This is a genomic window from Kitasatospora sp. NPDC057015 (genome assembly GCF_042673745.1).
Taxonomy (GTDB): Bacteria; Actinomycetota; Actinomycetes; order Streptomycetales; family Streptomycetaceae; genus Kitasatospora.
Genome location: NZ_JBHUSG010000067.1, coordinates 1 through 19,984 on the forward strand (window position 1 = coordinate 1; position 19,984 = coordinate 19,984).

Here is a 19,984-nt window from a genome sequence, read left to right on the forward strand (position 1 = left end):
CGCGTACCCCACGACATCTCCGTCGTCGGCTTCGACGACATCGAAGAAGGCCGCTTCTCACCCGTCGCCCTCACCACCGTCTCACCCGACAAACAGGCCATCGCCAGACTCGCCGTCCAGCGGGTGCTGGGCCGGCTGGCCGGGGCGCCCGGTCTGCAGCCCGAGCGGATCCAGCCCGGCTACACCCTCGCGGTCAGGGAGTCGACCGCCCGGCGCACCTGATCCCGCAGCGCGGTCCACCACCGCCGACCCACCACCCACCCGACGCCCCCGACCGGCCGGAGCACCCCCTGCCGGGGCGTCAGGCCGGGCCGGGGGCGGCCGGCTCCTCCTCGCCCTCGGTGTCCAGGTGCGGCAGGATCCGGTCCAGCCAGCCGGGAATCCACCAGGCGTGCGCACCGAGCAGGGTGAGGACGGCCGGCACCAGCAGCAGCCGCACGATCGTCGCGTCGATCAGCACGCTCACCGCCAGGCCCAGACCCAGCATCTTCACCACGATGTTGTCGCTGATCAGGAAGGCCGCGAAGACGCTCACCATGATCAGGGCGGCGCAGGAGATCACCCGGGCGGTGATCTCCAAGGCGTGCGCCACGGCGCCCTTGCTGTCATTGGTGCGCAGCCAGGCCTCGCGCACCCGGGCGAGCAGGAACACTTCGTAGTCCATGCTCAGGCCGAAGACGATGGCGAACATCATCATCGGCACGTAGCTCTCGATCGGCACCGTGCCCGACACTCCCAGGGCCTCGCCGCCCCAGCCCCACTGGAAGACCGCGACCACCACGCCGTAGGAGGCCGCGATCGACAGCAGGTTGAGCACGGCGGCCTTGACGGCGATCAGCACGCCGCGGAACACGATCAGGATGATGATGAACGCCAGCCCGACCACGGTGGCGATGATCAGCGGCAGCCGGGCCGCCACGATGTCCAGGAAGTCCACCTGGGCGGCGGTGGTACCGGTGACGTACCCCGAGGCGGTGGTGCCGGCCACGGCCTGCGGCAGCACGTCGTCCTTGAGGTTGTTGACCAGGTCGGTGGTGGCCCGGTCCTGCGGGCGGGTGGTCGGGATGACGGTACCGACCAGCGCGTTCCCGTCGCTGGTGGGGTTGAGCGGCCCCACGGTGGCCGCGCCGGGCACCCCGTTCAGGGTGCTCTGCGCGGTCGCGGCCAGGGTCGCGCGGTCGGCGGCAGGCACCGTGCTCTGGTCGATCACCACGGTGAGCGGGCCGTTGGTGCCCGGACCGAACGCGTCGCTGATCAGGTCGAAGGCGCGCCGGTCGGTGAAGGTGGTCGGGTCGGCGCCGTCGTCGATGTGGCCGAGCTGGATGGAGAACAGCGGGATCGCCAGGATCCCGATCACCACCACCCCGAAGCCCATGAACCACCAGGGCCTGCGCTCGACCCGTTGCGCGTAGCTGTGCCAGGGGCCGGTGGCCTGCTCGTCGGGGCCGCTCTCGGTCTCCGCGATGGGCTTGCGCAGGTGGAACCGGTCGATGTTCCGGCCGGCCAGGCCCAGGAACGCCGGCGTCAGGGTCAGCGCGCCGAGCACGGCGGTGATCACGGTGACCGCCGCCGCGATCCCCAGGTTGCCGATGAAGGTGACCCGCGAGACGTACAGCCCGGCCAGCGCCACGATCACGGTGCAGCCGGAGACCAGGACGGCCCGGCCGCTGGTGGAGACCGCGTGGCCGGCGGCGGTCGCCGGATCCTCGCCGTCGATCAGCCGCTGGCGGTGCCGGGTGATCAGGAAGAGCGAGTAGTCGATGCCCACCCCCAGGCCGATCATGGTCGCCAGGGTGGGTGAGACGGTGGCGAAGGTCAGTGCCTTGGCCAGCAGGCTGAGGCAGCTCAGCCCGACGATCACCGCGATCAGGGCGGTGACCAGCGGCATCCCGGCGGCGATGATGCTCCCGAAGCCGATGATCAGGACGATGACCGCGACCGCGAAGCCGATCGCCTCGCTGATCAGGTCCTTGGTCTCGGGCCGGGCCAGCTCCCCGAGTGAGCCGCCGTACTCGACCTCGACGCCGGCCGCGCGCAGCGGCTCGACCGCCGCGTCGACGCCGTCGAGGTACTCCTGTCCGAGCGAGCTCGGGCTGCTGGCGAACCGCACGGTGATGTACGCGGTCATGCCGTCGGTCGACACCGGGGAGGTGGCGGGGGGCTGGCTCCCCTGCGGCGGCGGGGTGGCCGGGAGCGGGTTGGTCACCGAGAGCACCTGCGGCAGCTGCTGCAGCGCGGTGACCGCCTGGCCGACCTGGCTCTGGAATGAGGTCAGCGGCTGGTCGTCGTGCAGGACGATCGGCGAGCTGAAGCCGCCGGCCGCGGGTTCGTACATCTTCAGCACGTCGAGGCCGGTGTCGGACTGCGTGCCGGGCAGGGTGAAGTCGTCGGAGTAGGTGCCGCCGATCGTGTTCTGCAGGGCGTGCAGTCCGCCCAGGGCGACCAGCCACAGCACCATGACGACCACGAAGTGCCGCGCGCACCACTCACCGAGAGCCCGCAGCCCCTTCGGTCGGGCGGCGCTCGCCCCCGGGGTCTGCGCGGCCCGGCCTCGTGGTGCGGTCATGCGGACTCCCGGGCTCGCTGGCGGTGACGGCCGGAACCGTGGTCTCCGCCGGGCGGCGGCAGGCGGCTCCCGGCCCGAGCGTAGGGACCCGCCGACCGCGCCGCCCGTCCAGACACCGTCCGCGCACGGCAATCGGGCACCGGAGCACGCGAATGGCCGACCCCGGGCCTCCGTTCGGCCGAACGACGAGCGCGGGGCGGCGGGTGCCCAGCCCGGGCCCGGCCGCCGGCAGTCCGTCAGCCCCGTCCGGTAGCCCGGCGGCCCCGCCCCGGCAGTCCGTCAGCCCCGTCCGGCGGCCCGGGGCGACCCGGCGTCGCCCGAGGTCAGGAAGTCCGACACCACCACCGCGAACTCCTCCGGCCCCGCGGCGTGCACCAGGTGTCCGACCGGGATGGTGACGATCCGGCAGTCCGGAACGAGCCGGGCCAGCTCGGCGACGCCGTCCTGCGGCACATGGCTGCGCGAACCGCCGGCCACCACCAGGGTGGGCGCCTCGATCCGGCCGAGCGCCGCGAGCCACGCCGGATCGGGCTCGTCCAGCTGGCGCCTGACCGCCGGGACCACCGCCCAGTCGTACGTCAGCGGCCCGGCCGGCCTGACCAGCTCTCCCGGCTTGCGGGGCAACGGTGCGGGGACGTCCTCCAGGACCAGCCTGCGCACCAGCTCCGGGCGCTGCGCCGCGACCAGGTACGCCACCACGCCACCCGTGGAGTGCCCCACCAGGTCCACCGGCTCCGGCCCCAGCGCAGCCAGGAACGCGAGCACGTCGTCCCGCATGAGTTCGAGCGAGTACGCACCCGGGTGGGCGCTGCGGCCGTGACCGCGCAGGTCCAGCGCGTACACCCGCCGGCGGCGCTCGAACACGGGCCGGACGCACTCCCAGTCCGCCGCGTCCGCACCGAGGGCGTGCAGCAGCACCAGCGGACGGTCGGCGGGGTCTCCCGACACCCGGTGGGCGAGGCGGACGTCACCGAGCACGATCTCGCAGTCATCGGTCATGTGCGCAACGTACCCGCGCCGGGCCGACCCGGGAACACCACGCGCCCGGACCGGGCGGGTCGAGTCGGTGGACGAACGGACCGCCGGGCGAACGGCAACCGGACGGACCGGCTGCCGTTCGGACGGATCGGTGACCGGGCCGCGGTCAGAACCCGGCCAGCTCGTCGGGGCCGGGGAAGGAACTCTGCGCCCCGCGACGGGTGACGGTGGCCGCGCCCACCCGCACGGCCAGCCGCGCCGCGGTCGCCAGGTCGTCGCCGGCGCCCAGGCGCCAGGCCAGGGCGCCCGTGAAGGCGTCACCGGCTCCGGTGGTGTCGACCGCCTCGACCACCGGGCTCGGCACCCGCAGCACGCCGTGCGCGTCCGCCACGACCGCCCCGCGTGATCCGAGCGTCACCACCACCGACCGCGGCCCCAGGGCCAGCAGCGCCCGGGCCCGGTCCTCCGGGGCCTCGCCGGCCGCACCCGGGCCCCCGTCCCCGCGGGCCTCCCGGACGTCCCCCGCCTCGCCCGCGTCACCGGCCGCACCCGCGAGCAGGCGGCGGGCCTCGTGCTCGTTGACCACCAGCGGGTCGCAGGCCGTCAGCACCTCGGCCGGCAGGGGCGCGAGCGGCGACGGGTTGAGCACCACCCGGGTGCCGGGGCCGACCGTGCGGACCACCTCGACCACGCTCGCCAGCGGGATCTCCAGTTGCAGGGACACCACGGGCGCGGCGGACAGCAGCTCGGCGGCGGCCCGTACGTCGGCCACTGACAGCAGCGCGTTGGCGCCCGCCGAGACCACGATGGTGTTCTCGCCGCCGGGCCCGACCGTGATCAGCGCGAGTCCGGTCGGCGCGCCGCCGGTCAGCACGTGGGCGGTGTCCACCCCCGCCGCCCGCTGCGCCGCCAGCAGGAACGCGCCGTGCTCGTCCGCCCCCACCCGCGCCAGCAACGCGACGCGGGCGCCGAGCCGGGCGGCGGCCGCGGCCTGGTTGGCGCCCTTGCCACCGGGATGGGTCCGCACCTCCGTACCGTGCACGGTCTCGCCCGCCCCGGGCAGCCGCTCCACCCGGGCCACCAGGTCGGCGTTGGCGGAGCCCACCACCAGCAGGTCCGGTCCCGGGCCGGGCTCGTCCACGGCCACCGCCGCGCTCAGGCGCCGGTCGGCGGCGCGGGCGACAGGTCCTTGCCGTACCAGATCTCCGCGTACGGGCCGGTGTCGGCGTAGGCGGGGATCTCGCAGTAGCCGTGCCGGACGTACAGGGCCCGGGCCTCGACCAGGTCGAGCCTGGTGTCGAGGACGATCCGCTCCGCGCCGAGGCCGCGGGCCGCCTCGTCCACGGCGGCCAGCAGGCGGGCGCCGCCGCCCGTCCCGCGCACGGCGGGCCGGATGTACACCCGGGTCAGCTCGACCGTGCGGGCGTCGCGCACCCGCAGCCCCGCGCAGGCCTGCGGCTCACCGGCGTGACAGCCCACCAGGAACAGGCCGGTGGGCGCGGCCAGGTCGTCGCTCGGGGAGCCGGCCAGGCCCTCCTCGATCTCGGTGGGGGTCGAGACCCGGCCCTCGTGGAGCAGGTAGTACCGGTCGCTGACCTCGATGAAGTAGTCGCGCAGGAGGGCCTCCGCCGCCGGGGAGGAGACGGTGGCCGGCGCGACCGTCCAGGCCGAGGGGAGAAGGGTGCGGGCAGTCATGCCGGCCATTATCACCGGCTCTGGACGATCTTGCCCGGGAATTTCCGGTGCCCCCGCCGGCGGACCGGGACCGGGACCGGGATCGGGCCGGCCTCGGCCGGGATCGGCCCGCGCGGCCACCCGGGTGAGGCGGGCCGCGGGCCACGGACCGTCGCCGACGGGTGCGGCGGCCCGGCGGGAGACTGGACGGAACCGACTGGAGGTCCAGCCCCCATGACCGACCTGACCCCCGCACCGCAGGTGTGGCCCTCACTGCGGGCGCGCGACGCCCGCGCCCTGATCCGCTTCCTGGTCGACGCGTTCGGCTTCGAGGAGACCGTCGTCTACGGCGAGGGCGAGCGCGTCGAGCACGCGCAGCTCAGCTGGCCGGAGGGCGGCGGCGTGATGCTCGGCTCCGCCCGGCCGTCCGACGAGGAGGACAACTGGCCCCTGTTGCCGGGGCACTTCGGCGCGTACGTGGTGACCTCGGACCCGGACGCCGTGCACGCCCGGGCCGTCGCGGCGGGCGCCGAGATCACCATGGGACTCCATCCGACCGACTACGGCAGCCGCGACTTCGCCGCCCGCGACCCGGAGGGCAACCACTGGTCCTTCGGCACCTACCGCGGTGAACCGCGCAAGTCCCCGCCGCACCCGGGCTGACCGGCCGTGCCGACGACCGCGCTGGAGCGGCTGCGGGAGCTGTGCCTGGCCCTGCCCGGGTGCGAGGAGCGCGAGAGCCACGGCGAGCCGAGCTGGTTCGCCGGTGGGAAGCGGATGTTCGCCACCTTCGCCGACCACCACCACGACGACCGCACCGCCTGTTGGACGGCCGCCCCCGCCGGAGTGCAGGAGCACCTGGTGGCCGGCGACCCCGAACGGTTCTTCCGCCCGCCGTACGTCGGCCACCGGGGCTGGGTCGGCGTGTACCTGGACGGCCCGGTCGACTGGCCGCACCTGGCCGACCTGCTGCTGGACGCCTACCGCCTCACGGCCCCGGCCCGGCTCCGGGCCGGGCTCAACGAACCGGGGTGAGGGCGGGGCCCGACCGCGCTCCGGGCCGTCACCCCGGCCCGGAGTGACGGCCCGGCGGTCCGGGGTGTCGACGGGTCACGCGCGGCCCGCACGGAGCCGGCGACACCCGGGGTGCGCATGCTGTCGGCCGGCCGTTCGCGGGCTGACGGACCGTCCGCTGCCTGCCCGGGGCGGCTTCGGTCACGGTTGGATGTCCATCCGACCGAACAAGTGGATCACTCTTTCGGAGCAGCCCCCGGTGCCGATAGGTTGCGGCTTCACCGCTTCCGCCGGCCCGTGCCGGACCACCCGAAGGATCACGTTGTCCACTCCGCCCTTCCAGGCGCCCCCCGTCACCGACCAGCCCGCCGGCGCGCCCGCGGACGCCGCGGCCCCCGGGGCCTTCGCCGGCCCGTTCTGCCGGTTCTGCGGCTCCGCCCCCGCCGTGGAGGCCACCATCCGGGGCCACCAGGGGTTCCTGGTCATCATGAAGTTCCTCAAGGTCCGGGGCCCGTTCTGCCGCCCCTGCGGCGTGGCGACCCACCGCCTGATGACGGAGCGGAGCCTGTGGCAGGGCTGGTGGGGCATCGCCTCCGCGGTGATCAACCCGATCACGATGCTGGCCAACCTGCCGCAGCGCGCCAAGATCAACAAGCTCGGCGAGCCGATCCCCGGGGCCCCCGGCCAGCCTGCCGACCCGGGCAAGCCGCTGTACCGGCGCCCGGCGATCCTCGGCCTGCTCATCCCCCTCGTCGCGATCGGCCTGATCGTCTTCCAGGCCCAGCGGGACCCGTCGTACGCGTCAGTCGGCGACTGCGTGCACAACAAGAACGTGATGATCGCCGGGGTGGACGACACCCACCCGGACGTCGTGGTGCTCTCCTGCTCCGACCCGGACGCCGACGCCCGGATCGTGGGCAAGGTGTCCGACACCGCGAACGGGGACAGCGCCTGCGAGGGCTACCCCGACGCCGACGGCTACTACACCGAGGAGCAGGGCTCCGAGAAGTTCACGCTCTGCCTGCACTTCCTCAAGTAAGCCGTCGCGTTCCCGCGGGGGTCGCCGGACTCACACGGGCCGTCCCCGCGGGGCTCGCGCGGACCGTGCCCGCGGGCCGGCCCGGGCGGCCGGATGTCGTCAGGCCTGCCTGCGGGGATCCGGGGTAGCCTCCGGCCATGGGGACCTTGGACGACATCGACCGTGCTCTGTTCGACCGGGTGGCACGGGCCCGGCTGCCCGGGTTGCACACCACGCTGCCCCGGCTGAGCAGGGCGGCCAACCACGGGGTGCTCTGGCAGGCCACGGCCGCCGGACTGGCCGCGTTCGGCGGCCGGACGGGCCGGCGGGCCGCGCTGCGGGGCATCGGCGCGCTGGCCGTCGCCTCCGCCGTGGCGAACGTGGCGGGCAAGCACCTGACCCGGCGTCCGCGCCCGCGCCTGGAGCAGGTACCGCTGGCCCGGCGGCTCGTCCGGCAGCCGTTCACCACCTCCTTCCCCTCCGGCCACTCCGCCTCGGCGGCGGCCTTCGCCGTCGGCGTGGCACTCGAATCGCCGCTGCTGGGCGCCGTGGTCGCCCCGGTGGCGGGCGCCGTGGCGGCGTCCAGGGTGTACGTGGGCGCGCACTATCCGGGGGACGTGCTGGCCGGGGTCGCGCTCGGCGCCGGGGCGGCCGCGCTCACGCTGCGCTGGTGGCCCCGCCGGGTGCCGGCCACCGTCCCCGCCGCGCCGGCCCGGGTGGCCGTCCCCGCGCTGCCGGGCGGCGCGGGGCTCTGCGTCGTCGTCAACCCCGGTTCGGGCGGCGGGGACGGGACGGACGGCCCGGGGTCGTCCGCCGAGGAGCTGCGCGCGCTGCTGCCGGAGGCGGACATCCGGCTCTTCGAGCCGGATGACGATCTGGCGCTACTGCTGGCCTCGGCCGCCGACGACGCGGCCGGGCGGGGCGGCGCGCTCGGGGTGTGCGGCGGCGACGGGACGGTCAACCTGGCCGCCTCGGTGGCAGCCGCCCGCGGCCTGCCGCTGGCGGTCTTCCCCGGCGGCACCCTCAATCACTTCGCGCTCGACCTGGGCATCGGCTCGCTGGCGGCGACCGCCGGCGCGGTGGAGGGCGGCCACGCCTGCGCGGTGGATCTCGGACTGGCCGCCGACGACGCCCGCCAACGGGTCTTCGTGAACACCTTCAGTCTCGGCGTCTACCCCGAACTGGTGCGACTGCGCGAGAAGTTGGAGGGACGACTGGGCAAGTGGCCGGCCCTCGCGGTCTCGGTCGTGCGCGTCCTCGCGACGGCCGAGCCGGTCGAGGTCGAGGTCTCCGGCGTCCCCCGGCGGCTCTGGCTGCTGTTCGCCGGAAACGGCGCCTACGACCCGCCCGGCTTCGCACCCACCAACCGGACCGGGCTCGCCGACGGACTGCTGGACGTCCGCACGGTGGACGGCAGCAGCCCGTTCGCCCGGACCAGACTGGCCGGCGCCTTCCTCTCCGGCACGCTCGGCAGCTCGCGGGTCTACCGGGCCGCCCGGCTCTCCGCACTGGAGGTGACCTCGCTCGGGACGGCCCGGCGGATCTCGGTGGACGGCGAGTCGGTACCGGCCCGCGGCAGCCTGCGGCTGGCCAAGTCCCGGGCCGGGCTCACCGTCTACCGGCCGGCGGACCCCGAGCCGGTGTGAGCGACGGCCGGACCGGGCCGGGGGGGGGCCCCGGGGGACGGCGGCGCCCCCCCCCGCCCCCGGGGCGCCCCCTCCGGGCCGCGGGGCGCCGGGGGGGGCCCCCGGCGGGGGGGGGCCCCCCGGTCGCCGGGCCGGGGCCCCCCGCGCGGGGGGGCCCCCCCCCCGGCCCGGGCTCCGACCCCGACCTCAGGTCCTGACGACGGCGCACCCGCCAGGTGCAGGTGCGCTGCGCCGCACCGGTGCAGGCGAGTTCCGCCCGCTGCACGAGCACCGGACCGGGGACCTGCGGGGTGACGGGGAGGTCGACGTGGTCGGGGCCGGAGCCGGCGTCGGTGGCGGGGCCGGTGAGGTACTGGTCGCCATGCGGTCCGCCGGCGGGTCGGGCGACGGCGCGCACCGGCCGAGGCGGCGTCAGAGCGCCCTGCCGGGCGCCGGCTCCTCCGGGAACGGCTGCTCGGACCAGATCGTCTTGCCCGAGCGCGTGTAGCGGCTGCCCCAGCGGCTGGAGACCTGGGCGACCAGGAACAGGCCGCGGCCGCCCTCCTCGGTGGCCAGTGCCCGGCGCATCCGGGGCTGCGTGCTGCTCGGGTCCGACACCTCGCAGATCAGCACGCCGGCCCGGATCAGCCGCAGCCCCACGGGCCCGCCCGCGTACCGGACGGCGTTGGTGACCAGCTCGCTCACCACCAGCTCGGTCGCGAACACCATCTCGTCCAGCCCCCAGCGGGCCAGCTGCCCGGCGACCAGCTGCCGGGCCCGGGCGACCTCCTGCGGGTCGGCCGCCAGCTGCCAGCTCGCGGTGTCCTGCGGCTCCACCGTGCGGGTCCGGGCGAGCAGCAGGGTGACGTCGTCCGGCAGCCGGCCCGGGGCGAGCCCGGCCGTGACGTCCCGGCCGACGTCCTTGAGCGGGCGGCGCAGCACGTCCGCCTTGAGCAGCCGGGTACGCAGGTCGGCCATCCCCTCGTCCAGGTCGGCGCCGCCGCCGTCGACCAGGCCGTCGGTGAACAGCGCCAGGACGCTGCCGCGCTCCACCTGGAACTCGACGGGCTCGAACGGCAGGCCGCCCACTCCCAGCGGCGGGCCCGGGTTCAGCTCGACGTACTCGACGCTGCCGTCCGGGCGGGCCACGGCGGGCGGCGGATGTCCGGCGCTGGCCAGCACGCAGGTGCGCGAGACCGGGTCGTAGACGGCGTACAGGCAGGTCGCGCCGACCGCCTCGGGCGGGCTGTGCTCCCGGCGGTCCGGATCCTCCGGCTCGTCCGGGTCGCCGAGGGCCTCGACGGTGAGCTGGGAGACCAGGTCGTCGAGGTGCAGGAGGAGTTCCTCGGGGTCGACGTCGAGGTCGGCGAGCGCCCGGACGGCGGTCCGCAGGCGCCCCATCGTGGCGGTGGCCTGGAGGCCGTGGCCGACCACGTCGCCGACCACGAAGGCGACCCGGGCGGAGGAGAGCGGGATGACGTCGAACCAGTCGCCGCCGACCCCGCTGGCGGCGTCGGTGGGCAGGTAGATGCTGTCGGTCTGGGCCGCCACGGTGTCGCTCGCGGCCGGTGGGAGGAGGCTGCGCTGGAGGCTGACGGCGGCGCGGTGCTCGCGGGTGTAGCGGCGGGCGTTGTCGACGGCCAGCGCGGCGCGGCTGGCGATCTCCTGCAGCAGCGAGCGGTTCTCCTCGTCGAACGGCGGGCGCTGCGGCCCGCGCCAGACGGTGACCGTGCCGAGGTGGCCGCCCCCGGCCCGCAGCGGGGCGCTGATCGGGGCCCGGGCCTGCGGGCCGGCGTCCGCCCCGGGCGGGCCGGGAACGTCGCCGGCGGTGGCGGTACGGCGCAGCGCGCCGGGCCGGTCGTGTTCAGGGGCGGGTTCCTCCCCGGAGAGCACGGCGGTGGTGATGTCGATCGCGGCGGCGTCGGCGAGCGAGGGCACCAGGACGCCGGCCAGGTCCTCGGTGATCCGGGTGACGGAGAGCGAACCGCCGAGCGCCACGGTCGAGCGGTGCAGCACCTCCAGCCGGCGCCGGGCGCGGTCGAAGTCGGTCATGTCGGTGAAGGCGATGGTGACGCCGAGCGGCGGTTGGCCGGACTCCTGGAGGCGGAAGGCGGTGAACATCATCACCCGTCCGTCCCCGAAGTCGTCGAGGGTCCGTACCCGGGTCTCCAGCCCGAAGCGCGGCACCCCGGTGCGGAGCACGTCCCGCAGGTGCTCGTTGATCGAGTGGGCGTCCTCCGGCTGCAGGAGGTCCTCCATCCGGAAGCCGGTCAGGTCCTCGGGCACCCCGCCGTACGGCAGCAGGTGCGAGTTGGTGCGCAGCAGCCGCAGGTCGTCGTCGAAGACGGCCAGGCCGATCCGGTTCTGGAGGAAGAGTTCCTGGGTGAAGGCGTGGTCCTGGCGCCACTTGGTGACCAGGGAGGTCGGCGCGCCGAGCACGATCATGCGCCGGGCGCCGGCCGGGCCCGCGCCCGGCAGGGGTTGGCCGCCCGGCAGGCCGCCGTCGTCCAGCGGCAGCACCCGGAAGTCGACCTCCAGTTCGCCCAGGTCGCCGTGCCGGAGCGTGGCGCGCCCGATCCAGGCGGGGCCGTCGCGCTGGGCGAGCACGGCGGGCCACTGCGAGGGGTCGGCCAGGAGGTCGCGGGCCGGTCGCCCGCACACCTCGGCGGCGTCGATGCCCAGCATGTCCCGGGCCGCCGCGGTCCAGCCCAGCACCGTGCCGTCCGCCGCGTCCACCAGGGCTCCGGCGGTGCTCTCGGCGGCGAAAGGCGACTGGTAACCGTCCGCACCCCGCATACGCTCCCACCTCACTCCGCACCGGATACCCCCATCATCCGATGCTTCGCGGCAGACAGCACGGTGTGACCGGGGCGGGTCGCCGGGCACGCTGCGTGGCCGGCGACCCGGACTCACCGGGTCGCCGCGACCTCCGGGAGGTTCGCGGGGGTCTCCCGGAGGGCCGGTCGGGCGGGCTCCGCGGCCTGCCGGCGGGCGTGCTCCCGGCCCGGACCCTGCTGCGGGGCGGTCGGGGCGATCCGGCGGACCCGGACGGGCGGCGCGGGCAGCTGGTGCGGTCCGGTGGCCAGCATCCGGGCCTCTCCGCGGTCGCTTATCTCCGCGCAGACGATCCCGGTGGTGTCCAGGTAGACGGGGTGCCCGCCCGCTCCCCTGCGGGTGCTCCGGCGGACCACCACCACGTCCGGTGTCCCGCCGGACGTGGGCGTCGCGAATACGAGTTCGAAGCGGTCGTCGTCATACCGGTGGTTGCTCAACTGGTCTCCTCGGGGTGAAGCCGGACGGACCGCGGGCGCCCCGCTCCCGCAGGGGCCGCTGCGGGCCCCGCCTACCCCCGATCGGCGCGGACATGCGGGTGTCGGTGGGGAAATCCGCCGATTTGCGCTCCGGGCTGCGCAGCGGGGTGCCGCCGGGCCGCACCGTCGGGCCGCGCCGTCGGGGGCGCCACCGTCCCGACACCGTCCCGACAGCGGGCTCTGGGCGGGCCGTCAGCGGGCGGCACCGGGTCCGGCCCCGCCGCCGGCGCGCTCCGCGCGGGGCGGGCCGACGCGGCCGGTGGTCTCGTGGCCGCCGCCGCTTCCACTGCTGCTGCCGCTGCCACTGCCGCCGGCGGCTTCGGCGAAGGCTTCTCGGATCACCGCGGAGGGCCCGTGGCCGGCCCGCTCCGGGCGCTCGCCCCCGGGCCCCGCGGCCGCGGCCAGGGCGACCTTGGGCAGGGCGTGCGGGTGCTGCTCGCGCAGGTACCCGATCAGTTCCTCCCTGGCCCAGCAGCGCAGCTCGAAGGCGTCCTCACCGCTGCGCGCGGTCATCAGGAGCCGCACCACGAGGGTGCTGGGCGTGGTGTCCACCACCTGGAGCGCCCAGCCCTCGCCGTCCCAGCGCTCGTTCCCCGCGAGCCGGCGGCCGAACTCCTCGCGGAGCTCGGCGAGCGGGGTGCTGTGGTCCAGGTGGAGGATCGCGGTGCCGGTGATCCCGGAGCCGCCGCGGGACCAGTTCTCGAAGGGCTTCCCGGCGAAGTGGGAGACCGGCATGACGATCCGCCGCTGGTCCCAGGTGGCGATCACCACGGCGGTGAGGGTGATCTCCTCGACGGTGCCCCACTCGCCCGAGACGACCACGACGTCCCCGATCCGCACCTGGTCGCCGAAGGCCAGCTGGATCCCGGCGAAGAGGTTGGCCAGCGTGCTCTGGGCGGCGACGCCGACCACCAGCCCCACCAGGCCCGCCGAGGCGAGCAGGCTCGTCCCCACCGCCCGGACGGCGGGGAAGGTCATCAGCACCGCGGCCAGGGTGACCACCGCGATGCCCGCGTCACAGATCCGGCCCATCAGGCCGGCCTGAGTCCTGACCCGCCGGATCCGGGCCGGGTCCCGCCGGTCGGTGGCGTAGCTGCGCAGGCCGGTGTCGATCACCAGCGAGACCACCCGCGCCGCCAGCCAGCCGCAGGTCACCAGGACGGCCAGCAGCAGACCGTGCCGCGCGGCCGGGCGTACGCCCTCAGGCAGGCGCATCGCGGGCTCGCCGGTGAGCAGCAGGAAGGCGACCGCCGCGGCCAGGAACGGCGCCCGGCAGCGCCGCAGCAGCGGCCACAGGACGGAGCCCGGGCGTCTGTCGGAGAGCCGCCCGAGCAGCCGGTCGATCAGCCGGTCCAGCCCCAGGATCACCACCAGGACCGCGATCACCACGGCCAGCGGGCGCACTATGCTCCAGATCTGCACGGGTCAGCCTCCTCCTGTCTCCCTCGGCACAGCCGCCAGGCCCCGGGCGGGGACCCGGGGCCTGGGCCGTGTCTAGGCGATCGGCCGCACCGGGGGATCGGGCGGCGGCCGCACCCCACCGTCTGCCCCACTGCCGGGCGCCAAACCTCCGGCGGTCACCGGATCCGGACTCCCCCGCCACTGCCGGACCGCTGACGGTGATCCGCCCCGTGCGGGCGTTCAGCGGCTAGGACGGTGGACACACGTGATCCCGTGTGGGCTGACCTGGCGTCCGATCACCGGCGGCGGATCAGGGCAGCGACCCGCGGGTCTCGATCCAGCGGAGAAGCTGACTCCGTATCGGGCCGGGCTGAAGGTAACCGACGAGATCGTCCAGATGGGCGGTCAGGTTCTTGTGTCGTCGCAGCTCGCGGATCCGCTCGGTGGGAAGCCCGCGCCAGTCGGCGGCCAGCGTTTCGGCCTCCGACGGTGCGAGCGACAGCGTGGCGAGTGTGTCGACAGCCAACCTCTCGGGACTCCAGTCGGGATCCGTGTCGTCCCGCCCGAGGTGGCGGATGACCCACGTTCGGAGCATGAAGTCCTGCGTGACCTCGCGAGTCGAATCGCCTGAGCCGTCACCGTGCATACGCCGATTCGCCAGCAGTGAGAGCGCGGCCCACTGCCGGCGGACTTCCCGCGGCTGATCGGAGTAGCCATAGGCGTGTTGCTGCGCGACGACGCGAACTGCTTCGAGCTGCCGCCGGTCGTCAGCGGCCATGGTGAATTCCCGCAGGCGCGTGATGGGCCACCCGCTCATCCCCTGCCTCGGGTCTTGCTGTTCCGAATCGATGCCCAACGGTCCCCGTTCCTGGTTGTAGGCATGCCCGAGGGCTGCCCTATCATCCCCCGGCCACGTGCGCACGCGGCCGGCGGAACGGCGGTCGTGACCGCCAACCGAAGGGTCGATGCCGCGTAGACGCCCCGGCGGCCTGCGCGCCCGGCATCCTGGTCCTCGTGTCCGGGCGGAGCCGCCACCGAGTCGGCCGTCGCCCGCCGTCAGGGCCCGGGGGTCGGGGGCAGCATGGCGAGGACGAGTTCCGCGACCCGGGCGGGCTGATCGGTGATCACCATGTGGCCGGAGTCGGGGACGACGACCAGGGCGATCTCCGGGCCGGCCTCCAGCGCGCGCCGCTCGTCGGCGGTCAGCCCGATGTCGGTGCGGTCGCCGCGGACGACCCAGGCCCGGGCGCCCGAACCGACCAGGCGGGCCGCCAGCGAGCCTTGGCCGTCCAGGTAGTCGAAGTACCGCCGGATCAGCCGCCGGGAGAAGCCCGGGGCGTTGCCGCTCATCACCGCCAGCAGCGCGTCGGCCCGGTCGGGGTGGAACTCGCCCTTCATCGATCGCGGGAGGAGCTTCAGCGTGACCGCCCAGATCGGGGTGCCGAGGCCGGGAATCCGCCCGAGGCGGTCCAGCCCCGCCAGGTCCTTCGACTCGTCCTCGCGGGAGAAGCTCGGGTCGAGCAGCAGCACGGGCCCGGCGAACCGGCCGGAGAGCACCATCTCGATCGCCACGTTCGCCCCCAGGCTGTGGCCGGCCACCAGGTCGCAGCCCAGCTCCGCGGCGAGGTCGCCCAGCAAGCGGGCGTAGTTCTCGACCGAGAGGTCCGCCGGGGCCGCGGTCCGGCCGAAGCCCGGCAGGGTCACCGCCACCAGGGAGACGCCGGCCAGGCTGGGCTGCGCCATCACGTCCTGGTAGAACGCCGCCGTGCACAGGGCCCCGGGCAGCAGCAGCACCCGGTGCTCCGCGTCGGCCGGACCCGACCTGCGGACGTCCCAGTCGAAGTCCCCGCCCGTCACGCCCATCTCCCGTCCCTTCCTCGCCGCTCCTGCCGTCGCCCGCGCCTCGACCGGCCCCGGTACTCGCACGGGGGTGGGCGGCCGCGGGCCCTGTCGGCAGTCAACCGGGGCGGGAGGGGATCCGCATGCCGGGACGGGCCGGACGGCGCAGCGGGCCCCGCGGGCGGGTGGTCCGGCCCGTCCCGGGGGCGGTGGGGCGGGGCGGTGTGGGCGGCTCGCCGGCTCGCGGAGTCCGTTAGGTACCCCGGAGGGCTGGGTAGGCGCCTGGTAGAGCCGTTCGCAGGGTCGGAGCCGACGGAGCGTGCGATGCCGCGCTCCTCGGCAGGTGGGCCGGACCGACGAGCCGGTGCCGCCGGGCGGCCCCGAAGGTCAGGAGACAGCCGCGATGATCATTCCCGTTCCTCCGGGCCCGGACACCGGGCCGTTCCCCGACCCCGACCCGCTGCCCGGGCCGGACGGGCCGAACCCCTTCCCGCAGCCCGTCCCGCCGAGGCCCGACCCGGACCCGGCACCACCGCCGCAGCCGACGCCCTGAGGTCCGGGGCCGGCGGATCCGGCGGTGGCCGGAGCCCCGGCCGCCCGGCGGATCCGCCCCGGGTGGCCCGGCAGCTCCGTGACGGCCGGGGCGCGTGGGATGGGACAAATCGGGTAGGCGCCCCTCGGGCAGGCGGGTCGCCGCGGTCCGCCGCCCGTCGAGAGGAGCAGCCATGGGTATCAAGGACAAGGCCGAGAACCTCGCCGAGAAGGCCGGCGGCAAGGCCAAAGAGGCCGTCGGGAAGGCCACCGACGACCCCGGTCTGAAGGCCGAGGGCAAGGGCACCCAGATCAAGAGCGACCTCAAGCAGGCCGCCGAGAAGGTCAAGGACGCCGGCAAGCACTGATCCGGGTGCGGCGGCGGGCAGGCCGGGTCCGGCCTCCCGCCGCCGCGGTGCGCCCGGTCATCCGTCGTCGCGGCGGCTGCGGCCCCGTCGCGCCGTGGTGCGGTCCTTGGCCGCCCGGACGGCGGCGGACAGCGTGGCGATGTCGTAGGCGCCGTGGTGGCGGCGGCCGTTGATGAAGAAGGTGGGCGTCCCGGAGACCCCGCTCAGATCGGCGGACTCCACGTCCCGGGCGACCCGCGCGGCGGCCCGCTGACTGCGCAGGGCCGCCCGGAAGCGTTCGTCGTCCAGGCCGAGCTCCCTGGCGTAGCCCAGCAGGTCGCGCGGCTGCAGGGCCTCCTGGCGTTCGAACAGGAGGTCCCGCATGGGCCAGAAGGCCCCCAGTTCGGCCGCCGCCTCGGAGGCCTCCGCGGCGAGCTGAGCACGCGGGTGGACGTCGGTGAGCGGCAGGTGCCGCCAGACGTAGCGGACGTCGCCGAAGTCCGCGAGCAGCTCCCGGACCACCGACTCCGCCTGGCCGCAGTACGGGCATTCGAAGTCCCCGTACTCCACCACGGTCACCGGGGCGTCGAAGGGACCGCGGATGTGGTCGCGGGCCAGGTCAACCGGGGTGGCCAGGTCGACGATCCCCTCGGCGGTGCCGAGCAGGGCGCGGGCCCGCAGTGGCTGCGGGAGGCGGCCGATCACCCAGGAGATCAGCCAGGTCGCGACGAAGGCGCAGACCACGGCGGCCAGCACACCGGCCTTGGCCTCCTCCAGCTGGTCCCCGTCGAAGGCCAGTGTGGCGATCAGCAGGGAGACGGTGAAGCCGACGCCGGCGATGGTGCCGCCCCCCGCGACGGCGCCCCAGCCGATCGGCGGGCGGGTGCGGCCGCCGCTCATCCGGGTGGTCAGCCAGGCGACCCCGAGGATGCCGGCCGGCTTGCCGAGCAGGTAGCCCAGCAGGATGCCGATCGTGACCGGCGAGGTCGCGGCCCGCGCCAGCAGGTCGCCGTCGAGCGTGATGCCCGCGTTGGCCAGGGCGAACAGCGGGACGATCACGTAGCTGCTCCACGGGTGGAAGGCCCGTTGCAGCCGCTCGTTCGGCGAGATCGCCGAGGCGATCCCCCGGCGGGCCGAGCGCTCCAGCTCGGGCGTGGGCTGCTCCCGGAAGGACCGGAACAGGCCGCTGGCGCGCTCCAGGTCGTCCCGACTCGCCGGGTAGGCCAGGGTCAGCAGCCCCAGCAGCAGCCCGATGACCACCGGGTCCACCCCGGACTTCAGCAGCGCCACCCAGGCCACCGCGCCGAGCAGCGCGTAGACCGGGCCGCTGTGCAGGCCCCTGGCCCGCAGCAGCAGGACGAGGAGGAGCATCCCGACCGCGACCAGCAGCGCCGGCACGACGATCCGCTCGCTGTAGAAGACGGCGATCACGCCGAGCGCGACGAAGTCGTCGACCACGGCCACGGTGAGGATGAAGGTGCGCAGCCGCCCGGGGAACCGGCTGCCGAGCAGGGCGAGCATGCCGAGCGCGAAGGCCGTGTCGGTGGACATCGCCGCACCCCAGCCGTGCGTGGACGACTGTCCGGCGTTGACGGCGAGGTAGATCGCCACCGGCACGACCATGCCGCTGATGCCGGCCAGCAGCGGCAGTGTGAGGTGCCGGCGCTCGCGCAGTTCGCCCATGTCGAACTCGCGGCGCGCCTCCAGCCCCACGACGAAGAAGAACAGCGTCATCAGTCCGCTGTTCACCCACTCCCGCAGGTCCAGCGAGACGCCGTGCCCGTCGAGCTCGACGGAGAGGTCGGTCTCCCAGAAGGACGCGTACGATCCGGGGCCCGCGTTGGCCCAGAGCAGCGCGGCGATCGTGGCCAGCAGCAGGACGGCCGCGCTGCCCGCCTCGGTCCGCATGAACTCCCACCGGGCGGTCCGCGCTTCGCCCTCGCTCTCGCCGATGCTCTGGCCGGAGAGGGAGGAGTCGTCCGAGGGTGCCATGCGGTGTGTGTCTCCATGCATCGGTGCGGACTGCCGAGGACCGGGCTGGCGCCCCGTCCGACGAGCGTGAGCCGGGCCACCCTACCCAGGCCGCCGGGGAAAGCGCCCGACCGTCCGCCGTGGCGCGGGTCGGCGGACGCCCCCGCGGGCCCGGACGGGCGTCCCCATGCCGTCCCCGCGTGCCGTCCCCGCGTGCCGGAGCCGTCCGGCTAGCCGGCGGCGGCCCGCCGGACGGGAGCCTCACCGGCCCCGGCGGCGGGGCTGACGCCGTGCGCCCGCCAGATCCGGCTGATCGTGGAGGCCGACAGACCCGCCTGGGCCGCCATCAGCTGCTTCGTCCAGCGGGGGGCGTCGGGCGGGGTGTCGTACCTGGTCCTGGCCAGCACGTCGGCGACCTGGGCGTCCGTCACACTGCGGGGGCGGCCGCGGCCGCGCCTGGGGAGCAGGCCCTCGACGCGGTTCTCCAGGAAGCGGCCGTGCCACTCCTCCACCGCCGCCTTCGAGGAGTGGAGCCGGCGGGCCACCGCGCTGGCGGCCACCGGGACGCCGCCGGCCGCGGCGTCGTCGCAGGCGAGCACGATCCTGGCGCGCTGGGCCAGCGCCTCGGTGCGGGCACCCGGCTGCAGCCAGGCGAGCAGCGCCGCCCGCTCCTGTCCGGTGAGGCGCAGCGGGGCGAGCGCGTCGGCGGCGCGGACCGGGGGGACGGACCGCGGGTCGCCCTGCAGGACGTCCAGCGGCGAGGTGCGGTACTCCAGTTCGGCGTGGGCGGCGACCACCCGGAAGTCGGTGACGGCCAGCGGGCGGCCGATGTGGTCGTGCACCACCCGGCGGACGGCGAGGTGCGGCACGTCGCCGTGGTCCGGCGCGACGTTGATCCGGTCGTAGCGGGTCAGGCGCAGGCCGGCGCCGAGCATCCAGCCGTAGAGGCCGGTGAGGTCGCTCTGCTGGCCGGTGCCGGCCGCCCGCTCCAGCTCGGGCAGTTCGGCGATCAGCTCGGGGGCGAAGTGCGAGCGGGAGTCCTGCAGGAGGTGGCCTTCGACGTCGTGCACGCGTTGCTGGTGCGCGAGGGCCGGTTCGTCCGGCGGGATGCCGAGGACGGCGGCCACGTCCCCGGCCGGGGTGGCGAAGTGGGTGCGGAAGACGGTCACCACGTCCTCGTGGGAGGCGACCATCGAGCCGGGGAAGGGCAGCTCCGGGGGGCTGGGCGGGGCGGTCACGCCGGTGCTGGCGTACGTCCCGGTGGGGTGGCTCTCCACCAGGCCGTCCTCGCGCAGTACCCGCAGGGCGGCCCGGACGGTCTGGCGGTTGACGTTCCAGTCGGCCGCGAGGGCCCGCTCGGCGGGCAGTCGCGCGCCGGCCGGGATCCGGCCGCTCCGGATGTCGGCCCGCAGGTGCCGGGCGATGACCTGGTATCGGTTCTTGCCGGACGTGCCGTGGACTTCGGATGTTTCGAGCATGGCAGAGCGCCTCCCCACCGGTGGCTTCTACGCAGTGCGAGTGATTGACTGCGCTCCGTCAGCATAGAGCATTGGTCTGGACCAATTGGAAGATCCGTCGAAGCGTCATATGCCGCTGCCCGAACCGGGGCGAGCCGCCCGACCCGGGGCAACTGTAGCGTTCCGACCGGTGGGCCGGCCCCCCTGCGGGCCCCGCCGGACAGGACGGGCACGGACGGCCCCGGGCCGGCC

The 19,984-nt window shown here is 75.3% G+C and carries 17 protein-coding genes; 6 read left to right on the top strand and 11 right to left on the bottom strand.

What is annotated here, in order from left to right:
* Positions 1–222, top strand: a 222-nt coding sequence (locus ACFTWP_RS37785) for a substrate-binding domain-containing protein (RefSeq protein WP_380269652.1), incomplete at its 5' end; no start/stop codon positions are given.
* Positions 223–301: 79 nt separating this feature from the next.
* Here the strand turns inward: ACFTWP_RS37785 and ACFTWP_RS37790 are convergent.
* The 4 genes from ACFTWP_RS37790 to ACFTWP_RS37805 all read right to left on the bottom strand — a co-directional run bounded on the left by ACFTWP_RS37790 (position 302) and on the right by ACFTWP_RS37805 (position 5,239).
* Positions 302–2,566 carry an MMPL family transporter gene (locus ACFTWP_RS37790; protein WP_380269653.1) on the bottom strand — a complete coding sequence of 755 codons (2,265 nt, stop codon included), beginning with the start codon at positions 2,564–2,566 and terminating at the stop codon, positions 302–304.
* Between the two features lie 279 nt (positions 2,567–2,845).
* Complete coding sequence (locus ACFTWP_RS37795; protein WP_380269654.1) at positions 2,846–3,565, bottom strand: alpha/beta fold hydrolase; 720 nt, start codon at positions 3,563–3,565, stop codon at positions 2,846–2,848.
* A gap of 145 nt (positions 3,566–3,710) precedes the next feature.
* Positions 3,711–4,685, bottom strand: coding sequence for a ribokinase (locus ACFTWP_RS37800; RefSeq protein ID WP_380269655.1), 975 nt, complete (start codon positions 4,683–4,685; stop codon positions 3,711–3,713).
* Positions 4,686–4,699: 14 nt separating this feature from the next.
* Positions 4,700–5,239 carry a GNAT family N-acetyltransferase gene (locus tag ACFTWP_RS37805; protein ID WP_380269657.1) on the bottom strand — a complete coding sequence of 180 codons (540 nt, stop codon included), beginning with the start codon at positions 5,237–5,239 and terminating at the stop codon, positions 4,700–4,702.
* A 213-nt stretch (positions 5,240–5,452) separates the two neighbouring features.
* Between ACFTWP_RS37805 and ACFTWP_RS37810 the strand changes: the two genes are divergently transcribed.
* The 4 genes from ACFTWP_RS37810 (at position 5,453) to ACFTWP_RS37825 (ending at position 8,896) form a co-directional block, all read left to right on the top strand.
* Positions 5,453–5,881 carry a VOC family protein gene (locus ACFTWP_RS37810; protein ID WP_380269659.1) on the top strand — a complete coding sequence of 143 codons (429 nt, stop codon included), beginning with the start codon at positions 5,453–5,455 and terminating at the stop codon, positions 5,879–5,881.
* A 6-nt stretch (positions 5,882–5,887) separates the two neighbouring features.
* Positions 5,888–6,253, top strand: a complete 366-nt coding sequence (locus tag ACFTWP_RS37815; protein WP_380269660.1) for an MmcQ/YjbR family DNA-binding protein — start codon at positions 5,888–5,890, stop codon at positions 6,251–6,253.
* A 301-nt stretch (positions 6,254–6,554) separates the two neighbouring features.
* The gene (locus ACFTWP_RS37820; RefSeq protein ID WP_380269661.1) at positions 6,555–7,271 is read left to right on the top strand and encodes a hypothetical protein; all 717 of its coding nucleotides are present in this window, start codon (positions 6,555–6,557) and stop codon (positions 7,269–7,271) included.
* Between the two features lie 137 nt (positions 7,272–7,408).
* Entirely contained in the window at positions 7,409–8,896 is a 1,488-nt protein-coding gene (locus ACFTWP_RS37825) for a bifunctional phosphatase PAP2/diacylglycerol kinase family protein (RefSeq protein WP_380269662.1), read from the top strand.
* 411 nt (positions 8,897–9,307) lie between these two features.
* Here ACFTWP_RS37825 and ACFTWP_RS37830 read toward each other — a convergent pair whose 3' ends face one another.
* From ACFTWP_RS37830 to ACFTWP_RS37850, 5 genes are all read right to left on the bottom strand, one after another.
* Positions 9,308–11,671 (bottom strand): SpoIIE family protein phosphatase, encoded by a 2,364-nt coding sequence (locus tag ACFTWP_RS37830; protein WP_380269663.1) that lies wholly within the window; start codon positions 11,669–11,671, stop codon positions 9,308–9,310.
* Positions 11,672–11,784: 113 nt separating this feature from the next.
* Positions 11,785–12,147 carry a DUF6296 family protein gene (locus tag ACFTWP_RS37835; RefSeq protein WP_380269664.1) on the bottom strand — a complete coding sequence of 121 codons (363 nt, stop codon included), beginning with the start codon at positions 12,145–12,147 and terminating at the stop codon, positions 11,785–11,787.
* Positions 12,148–12,378: 231 nt separating this feature from the next.
* Positions 12,379–13,608, bottom strand: a complete 1,230-nt coding sequence (locus ACFTWP_RS37840; protein ID WP_380269666.1) for a mechanosensitive ion channel family protein — start codon at positions 13,606–13,608, stop codon at positions 12,379–12,381.
* A 289-nt stretch (positions 13,609–13,897) separates the two neighbouring features.
* Entirely contained in the window at positions 13,898–14,365 is a 468-nt protein-coding gene (locus tag ACFTWP_RS37845; protein WP_380269667.1) for a hypothetical protein, read from the bottom strand.
* A 278-nt stretch (positions 14,366–14,643) separates the two neighbouring features.
* Complete coding sequence (locus tag ACFTWP_RS37850; protein WP_380269668.1) at positions 14,644–15,450, bottom strand: alpha/beta fold hydrolase; 807 nt, start codon at positions 15,448–15,450, stop codon at positions 14,644–14,646.
* A gap of 701 nt (positions 15,451–16,151) precedes the next feature.
* Between ACFTWP_RS37850 and ACFTWP_RS37855 the strand changes: the two genes are divergently transcribed.
* A complete protein-coding gene (locus ACFTWP_RS37855) occupies positions 16,152–16,325 on the top strand; it encodes a CsbD family protein (RefSeq protein WP_380269669.1) in 174 nt (57 codons plus the stop codon).
* A gap of 57 nt (positions 16,326–16,382) precedes the next feature.
* On the opposite strand, the gene nhaA is transcribed toward ACFTWP_RS37855, so the two are convergent.
* A complete protein-coding gene (gene nhaA, locus ACFTWP_RS37860) occupies positions 16,383–18,296 on the bottom strand; it encodes a Na+/H+ antiporter NhaA (protein WP_380269670.1) in 1,914 nt (637 codons plus the stop codon).
* Between the two features lie 209 nt (positions 18,297–18,505).
* Positions 18,506–19,753, bottom strand: a complete 1,248-nt coding sequence (locus tag ACFTWP_RS37865) for a GntR family transcriptional regulator (RefSeq protein ID WP_380269671.1) — start codon at positions 19,751–19,753, stop codon at positions 18,506–18,508.
* Positions 19,754–19,984: the final 231 nt, after the last annotated feature.

Bases quoted from the DNA above. Each gene is read 5' to 3' on its own strand.
- ACFTWP_RS37790 (WP_380269653.1), bottom strand. From the start codon at position 2,566: ATGACCGCACCACGAGGCCGGGCCGCGCAGACCCCGGGGGCGAGCGCC.
- ACFTWP_RS37795 (WP_380269654.1), bottom strand. From the start codon at position 3,565: ATGACCGATGACTGCGAGATCGTGCTCGGTGACGTCCGCCTCGCCCAC.
- ACFTWP_RS37805 (WP_380269657.1), bottom strand. From the start codon at position 5,239: ATGACTGCCCGCACCCTTCTCCCCTCGGCCTGGACGGTCGCGCCGGCC.
- ACFTWP_RS37810 (WP_380269659.1), top strand. From the start codon at position 5,453: ATGACCGACCTGACCCCCGCACCGCAGGTGTGGCCCTCACTGCGGGCG.
- ACFTWP_RS37825 (WP_380269662.1), top strand. From the start codon at position 7,409: ATGGGGACCTTGGACGACATCGACCGTGCTCTGTTCGACCGGGTGGCA.
- ACFTWP_RS37830 (WP_380269663.1), bottom strand. From the start codon at position 11,671: ATGCGGGGTGCGGACGGTTACCAGTCGCCTTTCGCCGCCGAGAGCACC.
- ACFTWP_RS37845 (WP_380269667.1), bottom strand. From the start codon at position 14,365: ATGGCCGCTGACGACCGGCGGCAGCTCGAAGCAGTTCGCGTCGTCGCG.
- ACFTWP_RS37850 (WP_380269668.1), bottom strand. From the start codon at position 15,450: ATGGGCGTGACGGGCGGGGACTTCGACTGGGACGTCCGCAGGTCGGGT.
- ACFTWP_RS37855 (WP_380269669.1), top strand. From the start codon at position 16,152: ATGGGTATCAAGGACAAGGCCGAGAACCTCGCCGAGAAGGCCGGCGGC.
- nhaA (WP_380269670.1), bottom strand. From the start codon at position 18,296: ATGGCACCCTCGGACGACTCCTCCCTCTCCGGCCAGAGCATCGGCGAG.
- ACFTWP_RS37865 (WP_380269671.1), bottom strand. From the start codon at position 19,753: ATGCTCGAAACATCCGAAGTCCACGGCACGTCCGGCAAGAACCGATAC.